This window comes from Streptomyces sp. NPDC043746 (assembly GCF_056436485.1).
Genome location: NZ_JBWKCM010000001.1, coordinates 378,955 through 398,096, shown reverse-complemented (window position 1 = coordinate 398,096; position 19,142 = coordinate 378,955). Strand labels below are relative to the sequence as shown.

Annotated in this window: 16 protein-coding genes and 1 riboswitch; of the genes, 5 read left to right on the top strand and 11 right to left on the bottom strand. The window is 72.3% G+C overall.

Annotation, left to right across the window (positions count from 1 at the left end):
* Window positions 1-99: 99 nt before the first annotated feature.
* Both AC0682_RS01880 and AC0682_RS01875 read right to left on the bottom strand, forming a co-directional pair.
* On the bottom strand, window positions 100-882 hold the full coding sequence (locus AC0682_RS01880; protein ID WP_478530469.1) for an SAM-dependent methyltransferase: 783 nt from the start codon (window positions 880-882) through the stop codon (window positions 100-102).
* A 118-nt stretch (window positions 883-1,000) separates the two neighbouring features.
* Window positions 1,001-2,380 (bottom strand): peptidase C39 family protein, encoded by a 1,380-nt coding sequence (locus AC0682_RS01875; RefSeq protein ID WP_478530468.1) that lies wholly within the window; start codon window positions 2,378-2,380, stop codon window positions 1,001-1,003.
* A 233-nt stretch (window positions 2,381-2,613) separates the two neighbouring features.
* Here AC0682_RS01875 and AC0682_RS01870 point away from each other — a divergent pair, with 233 nt between their 5' ends.
* Together AC0682_RS01870 and AC0682_RS01865 are read left to right on the top strand one after the other, a co-directional pair.
* The gene (locus AC0682_RS01870; RefSeq protein WP_478530467.1) at window positions 2,614-3,243 is read left to right on the top strand and encodes a uridine kinase family protein; all 630 of its coding nucleotides are present in this window, start codon (window positions 2,614-2,616) and stop codon (window positions 3,241-3,243) included.
* A 359-nt stretch (window positions 3,244-3,602) separates the two neighbouring features.
* Entirely contained in the window at window positions 3,603-5,516 is a 1,914-nt protein-coding gene (locus AC0682_RS01865) for an AAA family ATPase (RefSeq protein WP_254813024.1), read from the top strand.
* 13 nt (window positions 5,517-5,529) lie between these two features.
* Here AC0682_RS01865 and AC0682_RS01860 read toward each other — a convergent pair whose 3' ends face one another.
* The 8 genes from AC0682_RS01860 to ribD form a co-directional block, all read right to left on the bottom strand.
* Complete coding sequence (locus tag AC0682_RS01860) at window positions 5,530-5,988, bottom strand: PH domain-containing protein (protein WP_478530466.1); 459 nt, start codon at window positions 5,986-5,988, stop codon at window positions 5,530-5,532.
* Between the two features lie 60 nt (window positions 5,989-6,048).
* Window positions 6,049-6,897: an ATP phosphoribosyltransferase gene (gene hisG / locus AC0682_RS01855; RefSeq protein ID WP_478530465.1), complete on the bottom strand. Its 849-nt coding sequence runs from the start codon at window positions 6,895-6,897 to the stop codon at window positions 6,049-6,051.
* 65 nt (window positions 6,898-6,962) lie between these two features.
* Window positions 6,963-7,235, bottom strand: a complete 273-nt coding sequence (locus AC0682_RS01850) for a phosphoribosyl-ATP diphosphatase (protein ID WP_161268897.1) — start codon at window positions 7,233-7,235, stop codon at window positions 6,963-6,965.
* 35 nt (window positions 7,236-7,270) lie between these two features.
* A complete protein-coding gene (ribH, locus tag AC0682_RS01845; RefSeq protein WP_028419750.1) occupies window positions 7,271-7,756 on the bottom strand; it encodes a 6,7-dimethyl-8-ribityllumazine synthase in 486 nt (161 codons plus the stop codon).
* A 42-nt stretch (window positions 7,757-7,798) separates the two neighbouring features.
* Window positions 7,799-9,103, bottom strand: a complete 1,305-nt coding sequence (locus AC0682_RS01840) for a bifunctional 3,4-dihydroxy-2-butanone-4-phosphate synthase/GTP cyclohydrolase II (RefSeq protein WP_254813021.1) — start codon at window positions 9,101-9,103, stop codon at window positions 7,799-7,801.
* Window positions 9,100-9,744 (bottom strand): nicotinamide mononucleotide transporter family protein, encoded by a 645-nt coding sequence (locus tag AC0682_RS01835; protein WP_254813020.1) that lies wholly within the window; start codon window positions 9,742-9,744, stop codon window positions 9,100-9,102. The genes AC0682_RS01840 and AC0682_RS01835 overlap by 4 nt, the downstream gene beginning before the upstream one ends.
* Window positions 9,741-10,415 (bottom strand): riboflavin synthase, encoded by a 675-nt coding sequence (locus tag AC0682_RS01830; RefSeq protein WP_254813019.1) that lies wholly within the window; start codon window positions 10,413-10,415, stop codon window positions 9,741-9,743. Before AC0682_RS01830 ends, AC0682_RS01835 begins: the two co-directional genes overlap by 4 nt.
* On the bottom strand, window positions 10,416-11,516 hold the full coding sequence (ribD, locus tag AC0682_RS01825; RefSeq protein WP_478530464.1) for a bifunctional diaminohydroxyphosphoribosylaminopyrimidine deaminase/5-amino-6-(5-phosphoribosylamino)uracil reductase RibD: 1,101 nt from the start codon (window positions 11,514-11,516) through the stop codon (window positions 10,416-10,418).
* Window positions 11,517-11,676: 160 nt separating this feature from the next.
* Window positions 11,677-11,807, bottom strand: a riboswitch (FMN riboswitch).
* Between the two features lie 326 nt (window positions 11,808-12,133).
* Between ribD and AC0682_RS01820 the strand changes: the two genes are divergently transcribed.
* Window positions 12,134-14,515 (top strand): chitinase C-terminal domain-containing protein, encoded by a 2,382-nt coding sequence (locus AC0682_RS01820; protein ID WP_478530463.1) that lies wholly within the window; start codon window positions 12,134-12,136, stop codon window positions 14,513-14,515.
* A gap of 203 nt (window positions 14,516-14,718) precedes the next feature.
* Here AC0682_RS01820 and AC0682_RS01815 read toward each other — a convergent pair whose 3' ends face one another.
* Entirely contained in the window at window positions 14,719-15,900 is a 1,182-nt protein-coding gene (locus AC0682_RS01815) for an ROK family transcriptional regulator (protein ID WP_478530462.1), read from the bottom strand.
* A 161-nt stretch (window positions 15,901-16,061) separates the two neighbouring features.
* Here AC0682_RS01815 and AC0682_RS01810 point away from each other — a divergent pair, with 161 nt between their 5' ends.
* Window positions 16,062-17,327, top strand: coding sequence for an MFS transporter (locus AC0682_RS01810; protein WP_478530461.1), 1,266 nt, complete (start codon window positions 16,062-16,064; stop codon window positions 17,325-17,327).
* A gap of 253 nt (window positions 17,328-17,580) precedes the next feature.
* Window positions 17,581-18,993: a uracil-xanthine permease family protein gene (locus AC0682_RS01805; RefSeq protein ID WP_478530460.1), complete on the top strand. Its 1,413-nt coding sequence runs from the start codon at window positions 17,581-17,583 to the stop codon at window positions 18,991-18,993.
* The last annotated feature ends 149 nt before the right edge of the window (window positions 18,994-19,142 follow it).

Sequence of the window (19,142 nt, the reverse complement as noted above, 5' to 3'; positions counted from 1 at the left end):
TCCCTACGGCGATGTGGGGGGGGGAGTTGGGGTGGGGAGGAGGGCGGGGCTGGCCCCCCCCCGGCCCGGATCACTCCGGCCGGGCGGCCCCCGCCTCACTCATTTACGGGCGACGCCCGCGTACATCGCCACATCCGCGCCCGGGGTCTCCGGCCGCCACGCGGAGCAGGAGACCACCCCGGGCTCCAGCAGCTCCAGGCCGTCGAAGTAGCGCGCGACCGCCGCGGGGGTCCGCTGGGTGAGCTTCGGGGTGCCGTGCTCGTTCCAGAACGCCACCGCCTCGTCGACGTCCGGCATGTCGGGGTGGGTGACCGTGTGGGAGAGGACGAGGTGGCTGCCGGGGGCGAGCGCGTCCATGAGCCGGCGGACGATGGCGTACGACTCCTCGTCGTCCTCGATGAAGATGACGACGCCGAGCAGCATCAGGGCGACCGGCTGCGAGAGGTCGAGCGTCTTCGCCGCGGCCGACAGGATCGTGTCGATGTCCCGCAGATCGGCGTCCAGGTAGTCCGTCCGCCCCTCGGGCGTGCCGACCAGCAGGGCCCGGGCGTGCGCGAGGACGAGCGGGTCGTTGTCCACGTACACGACCCGGGCGTCGGGAGCGACGCGCTGGGCGACCTCGTGCGTGTTGTCCGCGCTCGGCAGCCCCGTACCGATGTCCAGGAACTGCCGGATGCCCTGCTCCTGGGCCAGATACCGCACGGCACGCCCCAGGAAGAGCCGGTCCGCCTTCGCGTACTCCCCGATGCCGGGGTGCAGTTCACCGATCCGGTCGCCGGCTTCCCGGTCCACCGGGTAGTTGTCCTTGCCGCCGGTCCAGTAGTTCCATATCCGGGCGGTGTGCGGCCGGGACGTGTCGATGCGCGATTCGATGTCGGTCACCCCGTCAACGTAGCGCAACGCCCGTAACTCCCCGGTGCCGGCGACGTGTTGCCCCCGGTTGTCCCCGTTGTCCGGGCCGGGCCCGGCGTGGCGTGGCTCCCCCGCCGGGCCCGGTGGGTCACAGGAGTCCCAGCGAGCGGAGCACGAGCCGCTGGGCCGGTGTCGGGTCCTGGGGCCAGAAGACGTAGCAGACCCCGCCCGAACCGCTCCTGACCCGGCCGGTCGCGTCGTAACGCTTGGTGCGGAGCCAGATGTTCTCGAATTCCCGGCGGCGGTAGACGCGGCGGACCGCCGGGTTGTCCGGGGACGCGGGGTCGTTGGCGACCACGTCGCCGGTGGGGGTGAAGCCGACCACCGTCATCAGGTGGCCCGCCGTGCCGTAGCCGGCGCCGGTCAGCTCCTCCTCCAGGAAGGACTGCGAGGTGATGACGGGGATTCCGGCGCGCACCAGCCGTTCCAGGTCGGTGAGCGTGCCGAGCCGGGTGACGACCGCGTTCAGGTCCCGGTAGGTGGCGGCGTAGGCGGCGTTGAAGGGCCAGTTGCCGCAGCCGCCGTACTGGTAGTCGTAGGTGAAGCGGGCGGCGTGGCAGACCTGGGGGTCGGGCAGGCCCGGCCGGACCCAGGCGAGGTCCTCGGCGGTGGGCTTGCGGCCCCAGTACTCGATGATCATCTGCGAGGAGGTGGGGCTGCACCAGGCCTGGCCTCCGTTGTCGTACTCCGGGTACTGGCCGACGTGGACGTTCTGGGAGTAGCGCGGGACCCGCAGTTCGCGGGAGTGGGCCGGGGCGGACGCCGGGACCTCGAAGCGGTCGGGGACGGCGGACGCCATCGCGCCGACCCGCCAGACGGTCGGGGTGAGGCGGCTGCCGGGGGTGCGGTAGAGGGTGACGCGGATGCGGTACGAGGTGAACCGCACACCGGTCGACGCGTCGTCCACCGAGAGTGCGTCGGTCCACACCGAGCTGTGCGCGTCCCCCTGGTCGTCCACCGAGGTGCGGCGGATGTCGCCGTCGCCCGAGGCCCAGCGGCCCATCACGAACCAGGGGGTGGTGGTGGAGTCGGCGTAGGTGGCGCTCAGCTCCACCGCGATCCAGGTGCCCGCGGGCGTGCGGGCGTTCCAGGAGGTGATCAGCTCGGTGGCGGGGACGGCGCAGCGGTGGGCGGGCGAGGTCCAGGTGGCGTACTCCCAGGCGGCCGTCTCCCCGGTGTGCGGGTCGGTGTAGTCGGTGCGGTCGGCGGGGTCGGCGATGGCCAGACCGGGGCGGGTGCCCGGGAGGACCCGGGTGCCGTCGCCGGAGCCGTGGCGCCAGTCGGTGTACGTGTGCCAGAAGCGGTTGTCCACGAGGGGGGCGGCCGGTCGCGGGGCGGAGGGCCGGGGAGGGGCGGGCGCCGGTGCCGGTGCGGCCGAGGCGGGGACGGCGGCGGCCGCGGTGCCCGCTCCGGCCGCCGCCACGAGTGCGGCGGTCAGGACGGTTCTGCGCGTGGTCGGACTGGTCATGGACGAGACCCCCGGGTCGTGGGTGGGAGCGGGCCGCGAGCGGCCCGCCGGGTGGGTGGTGCTGTGCGCCGCCATGTGGCGCGCCAACTATGGCGGTTCCCGGGGCGGGGGCGTCGTCAAACTGCCTCCGCCGTCCCGAGTGTCACCACTATTGGTCTCGACCACTGGCGTGACCTGCGGCGGGCCGGTTCCACGCGGGCGGGACGCCGGGGCGGGGCCCGTACGCTGGGGTCATGGACGACCTGGCCCGCCATGCCGACACCCTGCGCTCGCTGCCCGCCTCCTGCGGGCCGGTCCGGCTCGTCGCGGTGGACGGGCACGCGGGGTCCGGGAAGAGCACGTTCGCCGGGCGGCTGGCGGCGGCGCTCGGTGGTGCGCCGGTGCTCCATCTGGACGATCTCGCCACCCACGAGGAGCTGTTCGGCTGGACGGGGCGGCTGCGGGACCAGGTGCTGCGGCCGCTCGCGCGCGGGGAGGACGCCCGGTACACCCCGTACGACTGGACCGGGCGCCGCTTCGGCCCGGCGCGGACGCTGGAGGCGGCCCCGGTGGTCCTGGTGGAGGGCGTCGGAGCGGGGCGCCGGGCGGTGCGGCCGTGGCTGGCGGCGCTCTGCTGGATGGACCTGGGGCCGGCGGAGTCCTGGGGGCGCGGCCGGGCGCGGGACGGCTCCGGGCTCACGGAGTTCTGGGACGGCTGGACGGCCGCGGAGGAGCGGCACTTCGCCGCCGACCCGTCCCGCCCGTACGCCGATGTGCTGGTACGCCAGGTGCCCGAGGGATACGTGTGGGCGGAGGGACCCCGTGCGACCGCGGGAGTGAATCGTTTCGTCACCGAGGGTAGGCAGACACCCCCTCCATACTGACCAGTCGGAAGTCGACCCGGAAGTGCCCCAACTCCGCTTGACCGGGGGCCCTTACTGGTCTTACGTTCTCATTGTGCGGCTTTTCGGAGCCCCCACAGATGCGAAGCCCCCGGTTGTTCCCCCGTGACCGGGGGCTTCGTCCTGTGCGCGCACCGCCGCCCGGCGACCACACAGAGCGATACGCTCACCCTCGGTCACCGCCCGCATGATCCGCCGTTGACCGACCCGCTCCCACCTGCGCGGGTACGATGCACCTCGGTGTGGTCAATTCCCCTCCCCCGCGCAGTGATTCGGCGTGCTCCGGTGGGCATGCTGTGCGGGCGGGACATCCTGGGGGAACAGTTGGCGTGGGGGACCTGATGGACATCGGCACACAGGGCGCACAGGCCCCCGCCGACCTCGCCTGGCTGCGCGGCATGGACGCCTACACGATGGGCGCCTACCCGCAGGCCGAGGAGGAGTTCAGAGCTGCGGTACGGATCGATCCCGGCATGGCGGACGCGTGGCTCGGCCTCCACGCGCTGCGCATCGACACCGCCACCGCGCTCCTGCGCATGTACCGGCACCGCGACCGCTTCGGCGAGCAGCGGGCCCGGCACCGCCGCCCGCTCAACTCCTGGTACTGGCTGGGCTGGTGGGTGCAGCCGCTGTTGGAGAGCCCGCGCGACCTGCTGCTCGCGCACGCCTCGCACTGGCTGGACGGGCGCCATGTGCCGGAGCTGGACCGGGCGTTGGCGGGGCTGCCGCCGGTGGACGCGGACCCGCAGGTACGGTTCCTGCACGCCTGCCGCTCGTATCTGGTCAAGGACTGGGAGCAGCTCGTGCGGTACACCGAGCAGCTCGTCGACGATCCGATGCTGGGCATCGAGGCCGGGCTCTTCGGCGGGATGGCCCGGGTGCGGCTGGAGATGTACGGGCAGGCCGAGCCGCTGCTCGCGGCCGCGCTGATGCGCTGTCGCAGCGAGCAGCCGCAGCGCAAGGAGCTGCGCTACTGGCTGGCGCGGGCCCACGAGGGGACCGGGCGCAGTGCGGCGGCCCTGCCGCTCTACCGGGCGGTGCACCGGGTCGATCCGGCGTTCATGGACACCTCGGCCCGGCTGGCGGCGATCTCGGAGGGCGACGGCTACGACGACTCCGCCGATCTGGCCGCCGTACTGCTGACCGGCATCGGCTCGGAGGGCTCCGGTGGCGCGGGGGCGGAGGTGCTCCCGGACGGCGACATCCCGCTGGGGACGGAGCCGGCGGACGGCCGCGAGCCCTGGCCGGTCGGGGAGGCCGGGCTGCTCGACGAAGGGCCGGAGCCATCTCCGGTCGCCCCGGTCGAGGGGTTACGCCGCACGCGGACCCGGAAGCCACCGCCCTTCCCGGCCGGACCGACCGATCCCGTCCTGCTGGCCGAGGCGCTGGCCCAGCTGGAGCGGATGGTCGGTCTGGAGCCCGTGAAGCGGCAGGTGAACGCGCTCTCCGCGCAGCTGAACATGGCCCGGCTCCGGGCCGAGCAGGGGCTCCCGGTCCAGCCGCCGAAGAGGCACTTCGTCTTCTCCGGCCCGTCCGGCACGGGCAAGACGACGGTGGCGCGGATCCTGGGGCGGGTCTTCTACGCGCTGGGGCTGCTCGGCGGCGACCATCTGATCGAGGCCCAACGCTCCGATCTGGTGGGCGAGTTCCTGGGGCAGACGGCAGTGAAGGCCAATGAGCTGATCGACTCGGCGCTCGGCGGGGTGCTCTTCGTCGACGAGGCGTACAGTCTGGCCAACTCCGGCTACAGCAAGGGGGACGCGTACGGTGACGAGGCCCTCCAGGTCCTGTTGAAGCGGGCCGAGGACAACCGGGACCACCTCGTCGTCATCCTCGCGGGGTACCCGGAGGGCATGGACCGGCTCCTCGCCACCAACCCGGGGCTCTCCTCCCGCTTCACCACCCGGGTCGACTTCCCCAGCTACCGCCCACGCGAACTCACCGCGATCGGGAGCGTGCTGGCCGCCGAGAACGACGACGTGTGGGACGAGGAGGCGGTCGACGAGCTGCGCTCCATCAGCGGCCACGTGGTGGACCAGGGATGGATCGACGAGCTGGGCAACGGCCGCTTCCTGCGCACGCTGTACGAGAAGAGCTGCGCCTACCGCGATCTGCGGCTCTCCGGGTACAGCGGGGCGCTGAGCCGGGAGGACCTGTCCACGCTGCGGCTGCCGGACCTGATGCAGGCGTACGGTGAGGTGCTGTCCGGGCGCGGCCCGGTGGGCCGGGGGCAGCAGGAGCCGGGCGGGGTCTGAGGCGCCCCTGCCGTCAGCGGGGGCCGTCGCCGCCCGAGCGGGACTCCACGAGGGCCCGCAGGGCGCGGGCGTCGCGGATGGCCTGCTGCTTGGCCATGCCCGGCTGGATGCCGAGGGCGGGCAGACTGGTGCCGTCGCTGAGGTCGAGGAAGACCCAGGGGTCGCCGGAGCGCAGGTTGACGCGGAGGATCTCCTCCCAAGCCAGCCTGCGGCTCCGGGTGAGGTTGACGACGGTGACCCCGGCCTCGTCGGCTGTCACCCTGGGCCTGCTGAGCAGGGCCAGGACGCCGAAGAAGAGCGCCGCGACGAAGACGAAGCTGATCCGCTCCGCCACGTTGAGCCGCTCCAGCATCAGCGCGACGACGGTGATGACGAGGAACATCGCCAGTCCCACGCTCAGCAGGACCACCCGGGTGAGGGTGGGCCGGAAGGTGACCGGGAGGGCGGGGGCTTCGGGCCGGGGCGCGGACATCGGATCTTCTCTCGCGGGGTGTGCGGTGGCCGCAGGGCGCCCCGGGGGACGCCGGGGCGCTCAGAGGCGGCAGGCGTGGATGGACGTGGTGAGGATGGCACGGGCGCCCAGCTCGTACAGGTCGTCCATGATCCGCTGGGCCTCCTTGGCGGCGACCATGGAGCGGACGGCGACCCAGCCCTCGTGGTGCAGCGGGGAGATGGTCGGGGACTCCAGGCCGGGGGTGAGGGCGACGGCGCGCTCCAGGTGCTCGACGCGGCAGTCGTAGTCCATCATCACGTAGGACCGGGCGACCAGGACGCCCTGGAGGCGGCGGAGGAACTGCTGGACCTTGGGGTCGTCGGCGGGGGCGCCGTTGCGGCGGATGACGACGGCCTCGGAGGTCATGATCGGGTCGCCGATCACTTCGAGTCCGGCGTTGCGCATGCTGGTGCCGGTCTCGACGACGTCCGCGATGATCTGGGCCACGCCCAGCTCGATGGCGGTCTCGACCGCGCCGTCGAGGTGGACGATGGACGCCTGGACGCCGGACTCCTTGAGGTGGGCGGCGACGATGCCCTCGTAGGAGGTGGCGATCGTCATGCCGTCGAAGTCCTGCGGGCCCGCGGCGGTGCCGGGCTTGGTGGCGTAACGGAAGGTGGAGCGGGCGAAGCCGAGCTGGAGGATCTCCTCGGCGTCGGCGCCGGAGTCCAGGAGCAGGTCCCGGCCGGTGATGCCGATGTCGAGCCGGCCGGAGCTGACGTAGATCGCGATGTCCCGGGGGCGGAGGTAGAAGAACTCGACCTCGTTCGAGGGGTCGACCAGGACCAGCTCCTTGGACTCCTTGCGCTGCTGGTACCCGGCCTCATGGAGCATGGCCATCGCAGAGCCGGAGAGTGCACCCTTGTTGGGGACGGCGATGCGCAGCATGAGGTCAGGTTCCTTTGTGCGGAGGGAGAAAGAAGGGGCTGTGACGTGCGGTGCTCGGGATGTGCTCAGAGATGGGCGTAGACGTCGTCGAGCGAGATCCCGCGGGCGACCATCATCACCTGGACGTGGTACAGCAACTGGGAGATCTCCTCGGCGGCGGCTTCCTTGCCCTCGTACTCGGCGGCCATCCAGACCTCGGCGGCCTCCTCGACGACCTTCTTGCCGATGGCATGGACGCCCTTGTCCACCAGTTCGGCGGTGCGCGAGGTGGAGGGGTCGCCTTCGGCGGCCTTGAGCTGGAGCTCGGCGAAGAGCTCTTCGAAGGTTTTGTGTCCCATGATGGTCCTCAGAATACGGGGTCGCCGCAGGGCACTCAGCGCCAGGGTTCGCTGACGGTCCGCAGCGTGGCGGCGGTGGCCACGGCGGCGGTGACCGCTTCGTGCCCCTTGTCCTCGTTGGACCCTTCGAGCCCCGCCCGGTCGAGCGCCTGCTCCTCGGTGTCGCACGTCAGTACGCCGAAGCCGACGGGGACGCCGGTGTCGACGGTGACCTGGGTGAGGCCGACGGTGACGCCCTGGGAGACGTACTCGAAGTGGGGGGTGCCGCCCCGGATGATCACGCCGAGCGCGACGATCGCGTCGTAGCCGCGTCCGGCGAGCACCTTGGCGACGACGGGCAGCTCGAAGGAGCCGGGGACGCGGAGCAGCGTCGGCTCGTCGATGCCCAGCTCGTGCAGGGCGCGCAGGGCGCCGTCGACGAGGCCGTCCATGACCTGCTCGTGCCACTGGGCCGCGATGACGGCCACCCGCAGGTCGGCGCAGTTGCGTACGGACAGTTCGGGTGCACCCTTGCCGCTCATGGTTCTCCTGAAGCTCGTTGCGTGGACGTGGTCGGTCGGTCGTTACTGGTTGGCGCAGGGCGACGCGGGGGCGCTGTCGAGCCAGGGGAGGTCGTGGCCCATGCGGTCGCGCTTGGTGCGCAGGTAGCGCAGATTGTGCTCGCCGGCCTGGACGGGCATGGGTTCCCGGCCGGTGACGGCGAGTCCGTGGCGCAGCACGGCGTCGGTCTTCTCGGGGTTGTTGGTCATCAGCCGGAGGCTGCGTACGCCGAGGTCCTTGAGGATCTGAGCGCCGGCCGCGTAGTCGCGGGCGTCGGCGGGCAGGCCCAGCTCCAGGTTGGCGTCGAGGGTGTCCGCGCCGCGCTCCTGGAGCTCGTACGCGCGGAGCTTGGAGAGCAGGCCGATGCCGCGCCCCTCGTGGCCGCGGAGGTAGACGACGACGCCCCGGCCCTCCTCGGTGATGCGCCGCATGGAGGCGTGCAGCTGGGGGCCGCAGTCGCAGCGCTGGGACTGGAAGATGTCGCCGGTCAGGCACTCGGAGTGGATGCGGACGAGGACGTCCTCGCCGTCGTTCTCGGTGACAGCGCCGTGGACGAGGGCGACGTGCTCGACGCCGTCGACGGTGGAGCGGTAGCCGTAGGCGGTGAAGTCGCCGAACTGGGTGGGCAGCCGGGTGGCGGCCTCGCGGCGGACGGTGGGCTCGGCGCTGCGGCGGTAGGCGATCAGGTCCTCGATGGAGATGATCGTCAGCCCGTGCTTGCGGGCGAAGGGGACCAGCTCGGGCAGGCGCAGCATGGTGCCGTCCTCCCCCGCGATCTCCACGATGGCCCCGGCCGGGCGCAGGCCCGCGAGCCGGGCGAGGTCGACGGCGGCCTCGGTGTGGCCGTTGCGGACGAGGACGCCGCCGGAGCGGGCGCGCAGCGGGAAGATGTGGCCGGGGCGGACGAAGTCGCCGGGTCCGGCGGTGCCGCCCGCGAGCATCCTGAGGGTGGTGGCGCGGTCGGCGGCGGAGATGCCGGTGGTGACACCGTGGGCGGCGGAGGCGTCGACGGAGACGGTGAAGGCGGTCTGCATCGACTCGGTGTTGTCGGTGACCATCTGCGGGAGTTCGAGCCGCTCCAGTTCGTCGCTCTCCATGGGCGCGCAGATCAGGCCGCGGCACTCGCTCATCATGAAGGCGATGATCTCGGGGGTGGCCATCTCGGCGGCGATGACGAGGTCGCCCTCGTTCTCGCGGTCCTCGTCGTCCACGACGACGACGGGGCGGCCCGCGGCGATGTCACGGACGGCCTGCTCGACGGGGTCCAGGGCGAGGTCCTCGGAGAGCGGGTCGTGGCCGGGGTGCAGCCAGGTGGGCTGGGCAGTCATGCCGTGGCTCCTTCCAGAGCGGGTGTCCGCGTACGCAGCCACCAGTCGCGCATGCCCCACAGGACGAGGGCGCCGTAGATGATGTAGACGAAGCCGGAGAAGGCGAAGCCGTTGGCGAAGTTCAGGGGGACGCCGACCAGGTCGACCAGGAGCCAGGCGAACCAGAACTCGACCAGGCCCCGGGCCTGGGCGTACATCGCGACGATGGTGCCGACGAAGATGTACGCGTCCGGCCACGGGTCCCAGGAGAGCGAGGGGAAGGCGGTGAACAGGCCGCCGACGGCGAGGGTGCCCAGGGCCGCCCCGCCGATCAGCACCCCGCGCTCGCGCCAGCTGGCGAAGCGGACGGCGATGGAGCCGTCCTGTGCCTGCCGTTTGCCCCGGTTCCAGGACCACCAGCCCCACAGGGCGACGACGATGACGACCAACTGCTTGCCCGCGCTGCCGGAGAGGTGGGCGGAGGCGAAGGCGACCAGCAGGATGGCACCGGCGAGGAGCTGGGCGGGCCAGGTCCAGATGGAGCGCCGCCAGCCGAGGGCCAGAGCGGTCAGACCGATGAGGTTGCCGATCATGTCGGCCCACTTGATGTGCTGGCCGAAGACGGTGAAGGCCTCGGAGTTGAGCCAGGCGACAGCGTTCATCGCGGGTCCTGCCCGGCCCGGTCGCTTCCCGGCAGCGGGTCCTGCCCGGTCTGGTCGCTCAGCGGGCCCTGTACGGATCCGGACCGGTCGCCCAGCAGCCGCTCGACGTACTTGGCGATCACGTCCACCTCCAGGTTGACCGGGTCGCCGGGCTGCTTGTGGCCGAGCGTGGTCAGGGCGAGGGTGGTGGGGATGAGGCTGATGGTGAAGTAGTCCTGCGCCGCCTCGACGACGGTGAGGCTGACGCCGTCGACGGTGATGGAGCCCTTCTCGACGACGTACCGGGTCAGCTCGGGCGGCAGGGAGACCTTGACGATCTCCCAGTGCTCGGAGGGGGTGCGCTCCACGATGGTGCCGGTGCCGTCCACATGCCCCTGGACGATGTGTCCGCCGAGCCGTCCGCCGAGCGCCATCGGTCGCTCCAGGTTGACGCGGGAGCCGGTGGTGAGGGCGCCGAGGCTGGAGCGCTTGAGGGTCTCCGCCATCACGTCGGCGGTGAACTCGCCCTCGCCGGTCTCCACCACGGTGAGGCAGACGCCGTTCACCGCGATGGAGTCGCCGTGCTTCGCACCCTCGGTGACGAGGGGGCCGCGCAGCCGGAAGCGGGAGGCGTCGGCGAGCTGCTCGACGGCGGTGACCTCACCCAGTTCTTCGACAATTCCGGTGAACACTCAGTTTCCCTTCCGAGCAGGGGCGGGGGCGGCGGTGATGCGCAGATCGGGGCCGATCGGAACGGTTTCGGTCACTTCGAGGCGCAACGCCTGCGCGATCGTGGTGACTCCGGCGTCACCGAGGGCGGCGGGGCCGGCCCCGAGCAGGACCGGGGCGAGATAGCCGACGAGCTTGTCGACCTTTCCCGCGGCGACGAAGGCACCGGCGAGAGTGGGTCCGCCTTCGAGGAGTACGGAGCGGACGCCGCGCCCGTGCAGGGCGGTGAGGAGGGCGTCCAGGTCCAGGCCGGGGCCGGTGGCGGCGCGGGGCAACCGCAGGACGGTGCCCTCGGGGAGGTGGCCCGCCGGGGCGTCCTCGGCGACCGCGATCAGGGTGGGCGCGGTGTCGTCGAGGACCCGGGCGCCGGGCTTCACGGCCGTGGCGTTCGTGTCGACGACGACCCTCAGGGGCTGGGTGGCGCCGTCGATGCCGCGGACGCCGAGCTGGGGGTCGTCGGCGCGGGCGGTGCCGGAGCCCACGATCACCGCGTCGGCCTCGGCACGGAGCCGGTGCACGTCGGCGCGGGCCTCGGGCGAGGTGATCCAGCGGCTGGTGGCGTCGGCGGCGGCGATGCGGCCGTCGAGGGTGGCGGCGTACTTCCAGAGGACGTACGGGCGACCCAGGCGCACCGAGGTGAGCCAGGCGGCGTTCCCCGCCTCGGCCTCGGCGGCGAGGAGCCCCTGCTCGACCTCGATCCCGGCCGCGCGCAGGGTGTCGGCACCCCCGGTGGCCTGCGGGTTCGGGTCGCCGACCGCGTAGACGACGCGGCTGATCCCGGCGGCCAGGAGAGCCTGGGCGCAGGGGCCGGTGCGGCCGGTGTGGTTGCAGGGTTCGAGGGTGACGTAGGCGGTGCCGCCCCGGGCCCGTCCGCCGGCCGCGCGCAGGGCGTGGACCTCGGCGTGCGGCTCTCCGGCTCGCTGGTGGAAGCCGTCGCCGACCATGGCTCCGGAGGCGTCGGTGATCACACACCCGACGACCGGATTGGGGCTGGTGGAGCCGAGACCGCGGGCGGCGAGCGCGATCGCTCGGCCCATGGCGGTGATGTCGGCTGCGGTGGCCACCGGGTCCTCCTGCCTCTTCGGGCACGGACTCCGGGGCCTGTCGATGACGACAGATGAAGCGGCTCACCAGGAGAAACGCCGCAAACCGAAGAGAGGACGCAGGGGTCCGGCGAAACCCGGCCATGCGTCCGCCGACGGCGGCGTACCCGATGACGAACCGCCGCGCACTGCCTCCCATCCGGACTTTAACCGTCGGTCCAGGAATCCCACCTGGTCAACCGGCCGCTGGCTGCGGACGGGTCGCGGACTATAACCGCCGGTTCGGAATTGCACCGACCCCGGAGTGCGCTGCTACTGGTACGGAACCAGTCTGCCACGGACACCCCTCGGCCATGCGGGTGATCCCTGTGGGCTGGGTCACAGGAGCGGCGGGCCGGGTCGCACGGACAACGGGCGCGAACAGGTCGACACGGAACGCGACACGCGGTCGACAACGTAGTCATTCAGAAAGTTGAGCCGTAAAGGTCCAGACCTATTGACGCACTGGTCTAGTCCTCTTAATCTCTGCGTCACCTCCGAGGTTCGGTCCCACGGTGTGCGCACACCGGGACCCCGACAGACCCGCCCCCTTTCTTAGCCAGTTGTGTTCTGCCGACCTCCCCAGGAGGAACGACCACATGCTGTCCCCCACCCGAGCGAGAGCCACGCTCCTCGCCGCCGGCGCCGCCGTCGCCGGCCTGTTGATGACCTCCCTCGCCGCCACTCCGTCGGCGGCCGCCACCGACCACGAGTCCTGTCGCCCGGACGGGCTGTACAAGACCCCCGGCGTCGACACCCCGTACTGCACCGTCTACGACACCGACGGCCGCGAGAAGATGGGCGACGACCACCAGCGCCGCGTCATCGGGTACTTCACCAACTGGCGTACCGGCAAGGACGGCCGGGACCCCTACCTGGTCCCGAACATCCCCTGGACCAAGGTCACCCACCTCAACTACGCCTTCGCGCACGTCGACAGCGCCAACAAGCTCTCGGTCGGGCCCGACAGCCCCGACAACGCCTCCACCGGCATGACCTGGCCGGGTGTCGCAGGCGCCGAGATGGACCCGTCGCTGCCCTACAAGGGGCACTTCAACCTGCTCACGAAGTACAAGAAGCAGTACCCGGACGTGAAGACCCTGGTCTCCGTGGGCGGCTGGGCCGAGACCGGCGGCTACTTCGGCCCGGACGGCAACCGCGTCAACTCCGGCGGCTTCTACTCGATGGCCACCAACGCCGACGGCTCGGTCAACACGGCGGGCATCAACACCTTCTCCGACTCGGCCGTGGACTTCGTCCGCAAGTACGGCTTCAACGGCGTCGACATCGACTACGAGTACGCCACGTCCATGAAGGACGCGGGCAACCCGATGGACCACGCGCTGGCCAACGGCCGCCGCGCGGGCCTGGTCAAGGGCTACGACGTCCTCATGAAGACCCTGCGCGAGAAGCTCGACCGCGCGGGCGCCGCCGACGGCAAGCACTACCTGCTGACCGTCGCCGCCCCGTCCTCCGGCTACCTGCTGCGGGGCATGGAGACGTACCAGATGCAGAAGTACCTGGACTACGTCAACATCATGTCCTACGACCTGCACGGCGCCTGGAACGAGTACGTCGGCCCGAACGCCTCGCTCTTCGACGACGGCAAGGACAACGAGCTGGCACAGGCGGGCGTCTACACCACCTCGCAGTACGGCGGTGTCGGCTACCTCAACACCGACTGGGCCTACCACTACTTCCGCGGCTCCATGCCGGCCGGCCGGATCAACATCGGCCTGCCGTACTACACCCGCGGCTTCAAGAACGTCCAGGGCGGCACCAACGGCCTGTGGGGCAAGGCCGCCGCGACCAGCTGCCCGGCCGGTTCCGGTCTGACCAAGTGCGGTGACGGCGCGGTCGGCATCGACAACCTGTGGCACGACAAGGACGACAACGGCCAGGAGGCACCGGCCGGTTCCAACCCGATGTGGCACGCGAAGAACCTGGAGAAGGGCATCGTCGGTGACTACCTCACCGACTACGGCTTCCCCGCGAACACCCAGCTGACCGGCACCTACGTCCGCAACTACGACTCGACGCTGGTCGCGCCGTGGCTGTGGAACGCCCAGAAGAAGGTCTTCCTCTCCACCGAGGACGAGCAGTCGGTGAAGCGCAAGGCCGACTACGTGGTCGACCAGGGCATCGGCGGCACGATGATCTGGGAGCTGGCGGGCGACTACCAGTGGAACGCGGCCAAGGGCCAGTACGAGACCGGCGACACGCTGACCACCGCGATGTACGACGCCTTCAAGACGGCGGCCCCGTACGGCGCGAAGCGCTCCACGGTCGACCTGCCCACCCAGGCCGTGAACATCGACGTCTCCTTCGGCCAGTTCGCCCTCGGTGACTCCAACTACCCGATCAGCCCCAAGCTGAAGATCACCAACAACACCCAGGCCACGCTGCCCGGCGGCACGGAGTTCCAGTTCGACTACGCCACCTCCGCCCCGGCCAACGCCAAGGACCAGTCCGGCTTCGGTACGTCGATCATCCGCAGCGACCACACCGCCGCCAACAACATCGGCGGGCTCAAGGGCCCCTACAACCGGGTCTCCCTGAAGCTCCCGGCCTGGCAGACCCTGGCACCGGGCGCCTCGGTGGAGCTGGACTTCGTCTACTACCTGCCCACCTCCACGCCGTCCAACTGGACCGTGACCTTCGGCGGGAAGTCCTACGCCCTCGCCGGTGACCTGGCCCGCGGCACCACCCTGGTCGAGCCCGGCACCGGCACCAACCCGACGCCGACCCCGGACCCGACCGGTCCCACCCCCACCCCGACCCCGACCCCGACCCCGACCCCGACCCCGACGCAGCCGGGTGGCACCTGCTCGGCCCCGGCGTGGAACGCGGGCACCGAGTACCAGGGCGGCGCGGTCGTCAGCCAGGACGGCCACGAGTGGAAGGCCTCGTGGTGGACGAAGGGCGAGAAGCCCGGCACCACGGGCCAGTGGGGCGTCTGGAAGGACCAGGGCGCCTGCTAGCCCCCGCACGGAGGTGAGCCCGTCACCTCCGTGACCTCCCCGCACCGCGGGTGAAGCCCCGGCAGCCTCTGCCGGGGCTTCACCCGTCGTCGGCCGTGCCCGGTGCCGTACGGCACGCGCCGGCCGTACGCCCCGCGGGCCGTGCCGCCTCGGCTGTCGTCCGCCCGGCTGCTCGTGGAGCCGCCGTTGCGCCGTCCGCCGCCTCAGCCCCCCGGCGCGAACAGCGCCTCCTGGGCCGCGTCCCGGGCGGTGAGCAGCGCTCCGCGCAGCACCGCCCCGTCCCCCAGCGAGCCCGCCCGGACCTCGGTGCGCAGCGGGGACATGCGGGCCAGCCGGTCCTCGACCCGGGCTGCGAGCGGGGCGCCGCCCGCCTGCCCGACCGCACCCGCCAGGAGGACGCAGCCGGGGTCCAGGACCGAGACCACGGCCGCGGCCCCGAGGGCGAGCCGGTCGGCCAACTCGTCCAGGAAGAGCTCCCCCCGCTCCCCCGCCGCCGGTGCCCCCCGTACGGCCGCAGCGGCGATGGCGTCGGGGGCCGAACCCTCGGGCAGCTCGATGCCGTGCCGGGCGGCGAGTTCGCAGAGGGCCGTCGAACCGGCCAGGGAGTAGAAGCCGCCCGCGCAGTCGACCGCCGAGGGCAGCCCGGTCACCCCGGGCACCGGCAGGAAGCCGATCTCCCCCGCGCCCCCCGAGGCGCCCTGCCGCAGCCTGCCGTCCAGCATCACGGCGGCCCCGATGCCCTGGCCCAGCCAGATGAGGACGAAGGTCTCGCGGTCCCGGGCGGCCCCGGCCCGGTGCTCCGCGACGGCGGCGAGGTTGGTCTCGTTCTCCACCAGGACGGCCGTCGGCAGCCGCTGCTGGAGGGCCCGGACCAGGGCCCGGTGCCAGGCGGGCAGTCCGGAGCTGTCGCGCAGTTCGCCGGTGGCCGGGTCGATGAGGCCCGGGGCCCCGATGCCGACGCTGTGCAGGGGGACGGACCCCGCCTCGCGGGCCGTGCGCTCCAGGAGGGCGACGGCCTGTTCGACGGCGGGCCCGGTCCCGGCCTCTTCGGTGATGGGCAGAGCCGCCTCCGCGAGGGTGGTCCCCAGCAGGTCCGCGACGACCACGGAGACGCTGCCGGTGCGCACGTCGAGGGCGGCCAGGTGGGCCCGGTCGGCGACGATCCCGTACAGCTTGGCGTTGGGTCCCCGGCGGACGGCGCCGGACTCGCCGACGACATGGATCAGACCGGCTCCCCGGAGCCGTTCGACCAGGTCCGCGACGGTCGGGCGGGAGAGACCGGTCAGGGTCTTGAGCTGTGCGGCCGTCAACGGACCTTCCTGCTGGAGCAGTTGCAGGGCGAGGCGGTCGTTGATGGCCCGAGCCGTGCTCGGTGATGCGGGCATACCGGGATCCTTCCAGACCACGACGGAGCCTCTTTCCCGGGTCGGCGGAGAGGGGCCGACCGAAAGAACTATTTATCAGGCAAGGTTCCTGATAGTTTACGCGACGCAGTCCGGCCGCCTCGCGAAGCACGCGGCACTCTCAGGGGAAGGGCACAGCCCGTATGACCAAGGAACCGACCGCCGCGGCGGTCCACAGCAGGGAGCAGGTGAAGCGGGCCCGGGTCGCGGTCGCCGCCGTCTTCACGGTGCACGGGGCGGTGACCGGCAGCTTCGCCACCCGGGTGCCGTGGATCCAGGAACACGCCGGGGTGAGCGCGGGCCAGCTCGGCCTGGCGCTGGCCTTCCCCGCGATCGGCGCCTCGATCGCGATGCCGCTGGCGGGCCGGATCAGCCACCGGTTCGGCGCCCGGACCGCCCTGCGCGGGCTGCTGGCCCTGTGGACGCTGGCGCTGGTCCTGCCCGCCCTGGCACCGAACCTGCTGACGCTCTGCGCCGCCCTCTTCGTCTACGGGGCGACCGCCGGGATGTCCGACGTGGCGATGAACGCCCTGGGCGTGGAGGTGGAGAACCGCCTCGACAAGTCGATCATGTCGGGGCTGCACGGCATGTGGAGCGTGGGCGCGCTGATCGGCTCGGCCGCGGGCACGGTCGCCGCGCACATCGGCGCCGACGCCCGGCTCCACCACACGCTGGCCGCGCTGGTGCTGACGGCTCTGGGACTGGCCGCCTGCCGGGGCGTGCTGGACCTGCGCGGCGAGCCGGACGAGGAGCCGCCGCCGCGCTTCACCCTGCCGCCGAAGTCGGCGCTGGTCATCGGGGCCGTCGGATTCTGCGCGGTCTTCGCGGAGGGGGCCAGCCTGGACTGGTCGGCGGTCTACCTGCGGGACGTCCTGAGCAGCTCGGCCGGGGTCGCCGCCGCCTCCACCACGGCCTTCGCCCTGACGATGGCGGTGGCGCGCCTCGCCGGGGACCGGATCGTGGACCGGTTCGGTGCGGTGCGGACCGTGCGGGTGGGCGGGGTGCTGGCCACGGCGGGCGGGCTGCTCGTGGTGTTCTCGCCCTCCCCCGCGGCGGCGATGGGCGGCTTCGGGCTGCTGGGGCTCGGCGTGGCCGTCGTGGTGCCGCTGGCCTTCGCCGCGGCCGGGCGCAGCGGGCCCAACCCGAGCCAGGCCATCGCGGGCGTCGCCACCATCACGTACACCTCCAGCCTGATCGCCCCCTCGGCGATCGGCGCACTGGCCGAGACGACCTCGCTGGTGGTCTCCTTCGGCGTGGTGAGCGCCCTGGCGTTCGGCCTCGTGGCGGGGGCCGGGGTGCTGCGGGCGGGCGACCGGAAGGGGACCGGCTCCGGCCCGGCGGCCGGTGGCGCGGCCGCGGGCGGTACGACGGCGGGCGGTTCGGCGGCCAAGAGCCCGGTCGGAGGCTGAACCGCCCGGGCAGGAGCCGTAGCGCCGCTCCCGCGGGCCGCCGCCCGGCCTGCCGGGGGCTGAACCCGTCGCACCGGCGGGGCGTCCGGCAGCCCCGGCTCCCGCCCGTCAAAGGCCGGGGCCGCCCCGACGGCGGGGCTTCCCGGCGCACCACTACCATGGCGCTGATCTTTTCCGCAGGTGAACACCGAACACCGGGTCACGCGGCACCGCAGACCGGCCGGCACACCGAGCAGACCTTCAGGGAGCAACCATGAGCCTCGGCGTGCGCTGGACCTTGCACGGCGACGGGAAGACCCCCGCGCCCGGGGCGGTGGTCCGCCCCGACGAGCGGCTCTCCTGGCCCCGTACGTTCGGACTCGGCGCGCAGCACGTGGTGGCGATGTTCGGGGCCTCGTTCGTCGCCCCGGTGCTGATGGGGCTCGACCCGAACCTCGCGATCATGATGTCCGGGGTCGCGACCGCCATCTTCCTGCTCGCCACCAAGGGCAGGGTGCCCAGCTATCTCGGGTGCTCGCTCTCCTTCGTCGGGGTCGCGGCCACCATCCGGGCGAGCGGCGGTGACAGCGCGACCGTCACGGGTGCGGTGCTGGTGGTCGGTGCCGCACTGCTCCTGGTGGGCCTCGCGGTGCAGCGGTTCGGCGCGCGGATCATCCACGCGGCGATGCCGCCGGTGGTGACGGGCGCCGTCGTGATGCTGATCGGGTTCAACCTGGCCCCGGTGACCGCCTCGACGTACTGGCCGCAGGACCAGTGGACCGCGCTGCTGGTGATGCTCTTCACCGGCCTGGCCGTGGTCTGCCTGCGCGGCTTCCTCTCCCGGATCGCGATCTTCCTCGGTCTGGTCTTCGGCTATCTGCTCTCCTGGGTGCTGGACCTGGTCCTCGGCAAGATCCACTCCCCGGCGGGCGGTACGGAGGCCGTCGACCACTGGCGCCTGGACCTCTCCGCCGTCGGCCAGGCCGACTGGATCGGGCTGCCCTCCTTCCACGCCCCGGCCTTCGAGTGGTCCGCGATCCTGGTGGCCCTGCCCGTGGTGATCGCGCTGGTCGCGGAGAACGCCGGCCATGTGAAGGCCGTGGGTGAGATGACCGGCGACCCGCTGGACGACAAGCTCGGCACCGCCATCGCGGCGGACGGCGCGGCCTCGATGCTCTCCACGGCTGTGGGCGGCCCGCCCAACACCACGTACTCGGAGAACATCGGCGTGATGGCCGCCACCCGCGTCTACTCCACGGCCGCCTACTGGGCCGCGGCCTGCTTCGCCCTGCTCTTCGGCCTCTGCCCCAAGTTCGGCGCGGTCGTGGCGGCGATCCCGGGCGGGGTGCTCGGCGGCATCACCGTGATCCTCTACGGGATGATCGGCCTGCTCGGCGCGCAGATCTGGCTCAACGGCCGGGTGGACCTGCGCAACCCGCTCAACCTGGTCCCGGCCGCTGCGGGCATCATCATCGGCGTCGGCGGGGTCAGCCTGAAGATCACCGACAACTTCGAGCTGGGCGGCATCGCGCTCGGCACCCTCGTCGTGATCACCGGCTACCACGTGCTGCGCGCCTTCGCCCCGGCCCATCTCAAGGCCCAGGAACCGCTGCTGGACGCGGGAACGTCGGCGTACGACGAGAGGTCCGAGGACGGCGAGAAGCCCGGCCGCCCCGTGAAGTCCTGAGCCGTACGCCGAAGAGCCCGGTGGCACGCCGCCGGGCTCCTGGGTGGACGCCCGAACCCGGGCTTCGTACGCCGCGATCTCCGGCGACCCGCTCCGCGAGGCCCCGCCGCGGTTCCGGTCGGGTCTCGCGTACGGGACGAGCGCCGGGG

Bases quoted from the DNA above. Each gene is read 5' to 3' on its own strand.
- AC0682_RS01810 (WP_478530461.1), top strand. From the start codon at position 16,062: ATGACCAAGGAACCGACCGCCGCGGCGGTCCACAGCAGGGAGCAGGTG.
- AC0682_RS01850 (WP_161268897.1), bottom strand. From the start codon at position 7,235: ATGGGACACAAAACCTTCGAAGAGCTCTTCGCCGAGCTCCAGCTCAAG.
- AC0682_RS01835 (WP_254813020.1), bottom strand. From the start codon at position 9,744: ATGAACGCTGTCGCCTGGCTCAACTCCGAGGCCTTCACCGTCTTCGGC.
- AC0682_RS01815 (WP_478530462.1), bottom strand. From the start codon at position 15,900: ATGCCCGCATCACCGAGCACGGCTCGGGCCATCAACGACCGCCTCGCC.
- AC0682_RS01820 (WP_478530463.1), top strand. From the start codon at position 12,134: ATGCTGTCCCCCACCCGAGCGAGAGCCACGCTCCTCGCCGCCGGCGCC.
- AC0682_RS01805 (WP_478530460.1), top strand. From the start codon at position 17,581: ATGAGCCTCGGCGTGCGCTGGACCTTGCACGGCGACGGGAAGACCCCC.
- AC0682_RS01875 (WP_478530468.1), bottom strand. From the start codon at position 2,380: ATGACCAGTCCGACCACGCGCAGAACCGTCCTGACCGCCGCACTCGTG.
- AC0682_RS01860 (WP_478530466.1), bottom strand. From the start codon at position 5,988: ATGTCCGCGCCCCGGCCCGAAGCCCCCGCCCTCCCGGTCACCTTCCGG.
- ribH (WP_028419750.1), bottom strand. From the start codon at position 7,756: ATGAGCGGCAAGGGTGCACCCGAACTGTCCGTACGCAACTGCGCCGAC.
- AC0682_RS01870 (WP_478530467.1), top strand. From the start codon at position 2,614: ATGGACGACCTGGCCCGCCATGCCGACACCCTGCGCTCGCTGCCCGCC.
- AC0682_RS01865 (WP_254813024.1), top strand. From the start codon at position 3,603: ATGGACATCGGCACACAGGGCGCACAGGCCCCCGCCGACCTCGCCTGG.
- hisG (WP_478530465.1), bottom strand. From the start codon at position 6,897: ATGCTGCGCATCGCCGTCCCCAACAAGGGTGCACTCTCCGGCTCTGCG.
- AC0682_RS01840 (WP_254813021.1), bottom strand. From the start codon at position 9,103: ATGACTGCCCAGCCCACCTGGCTGCACCCCGGCCACGACCCGCTCTCC.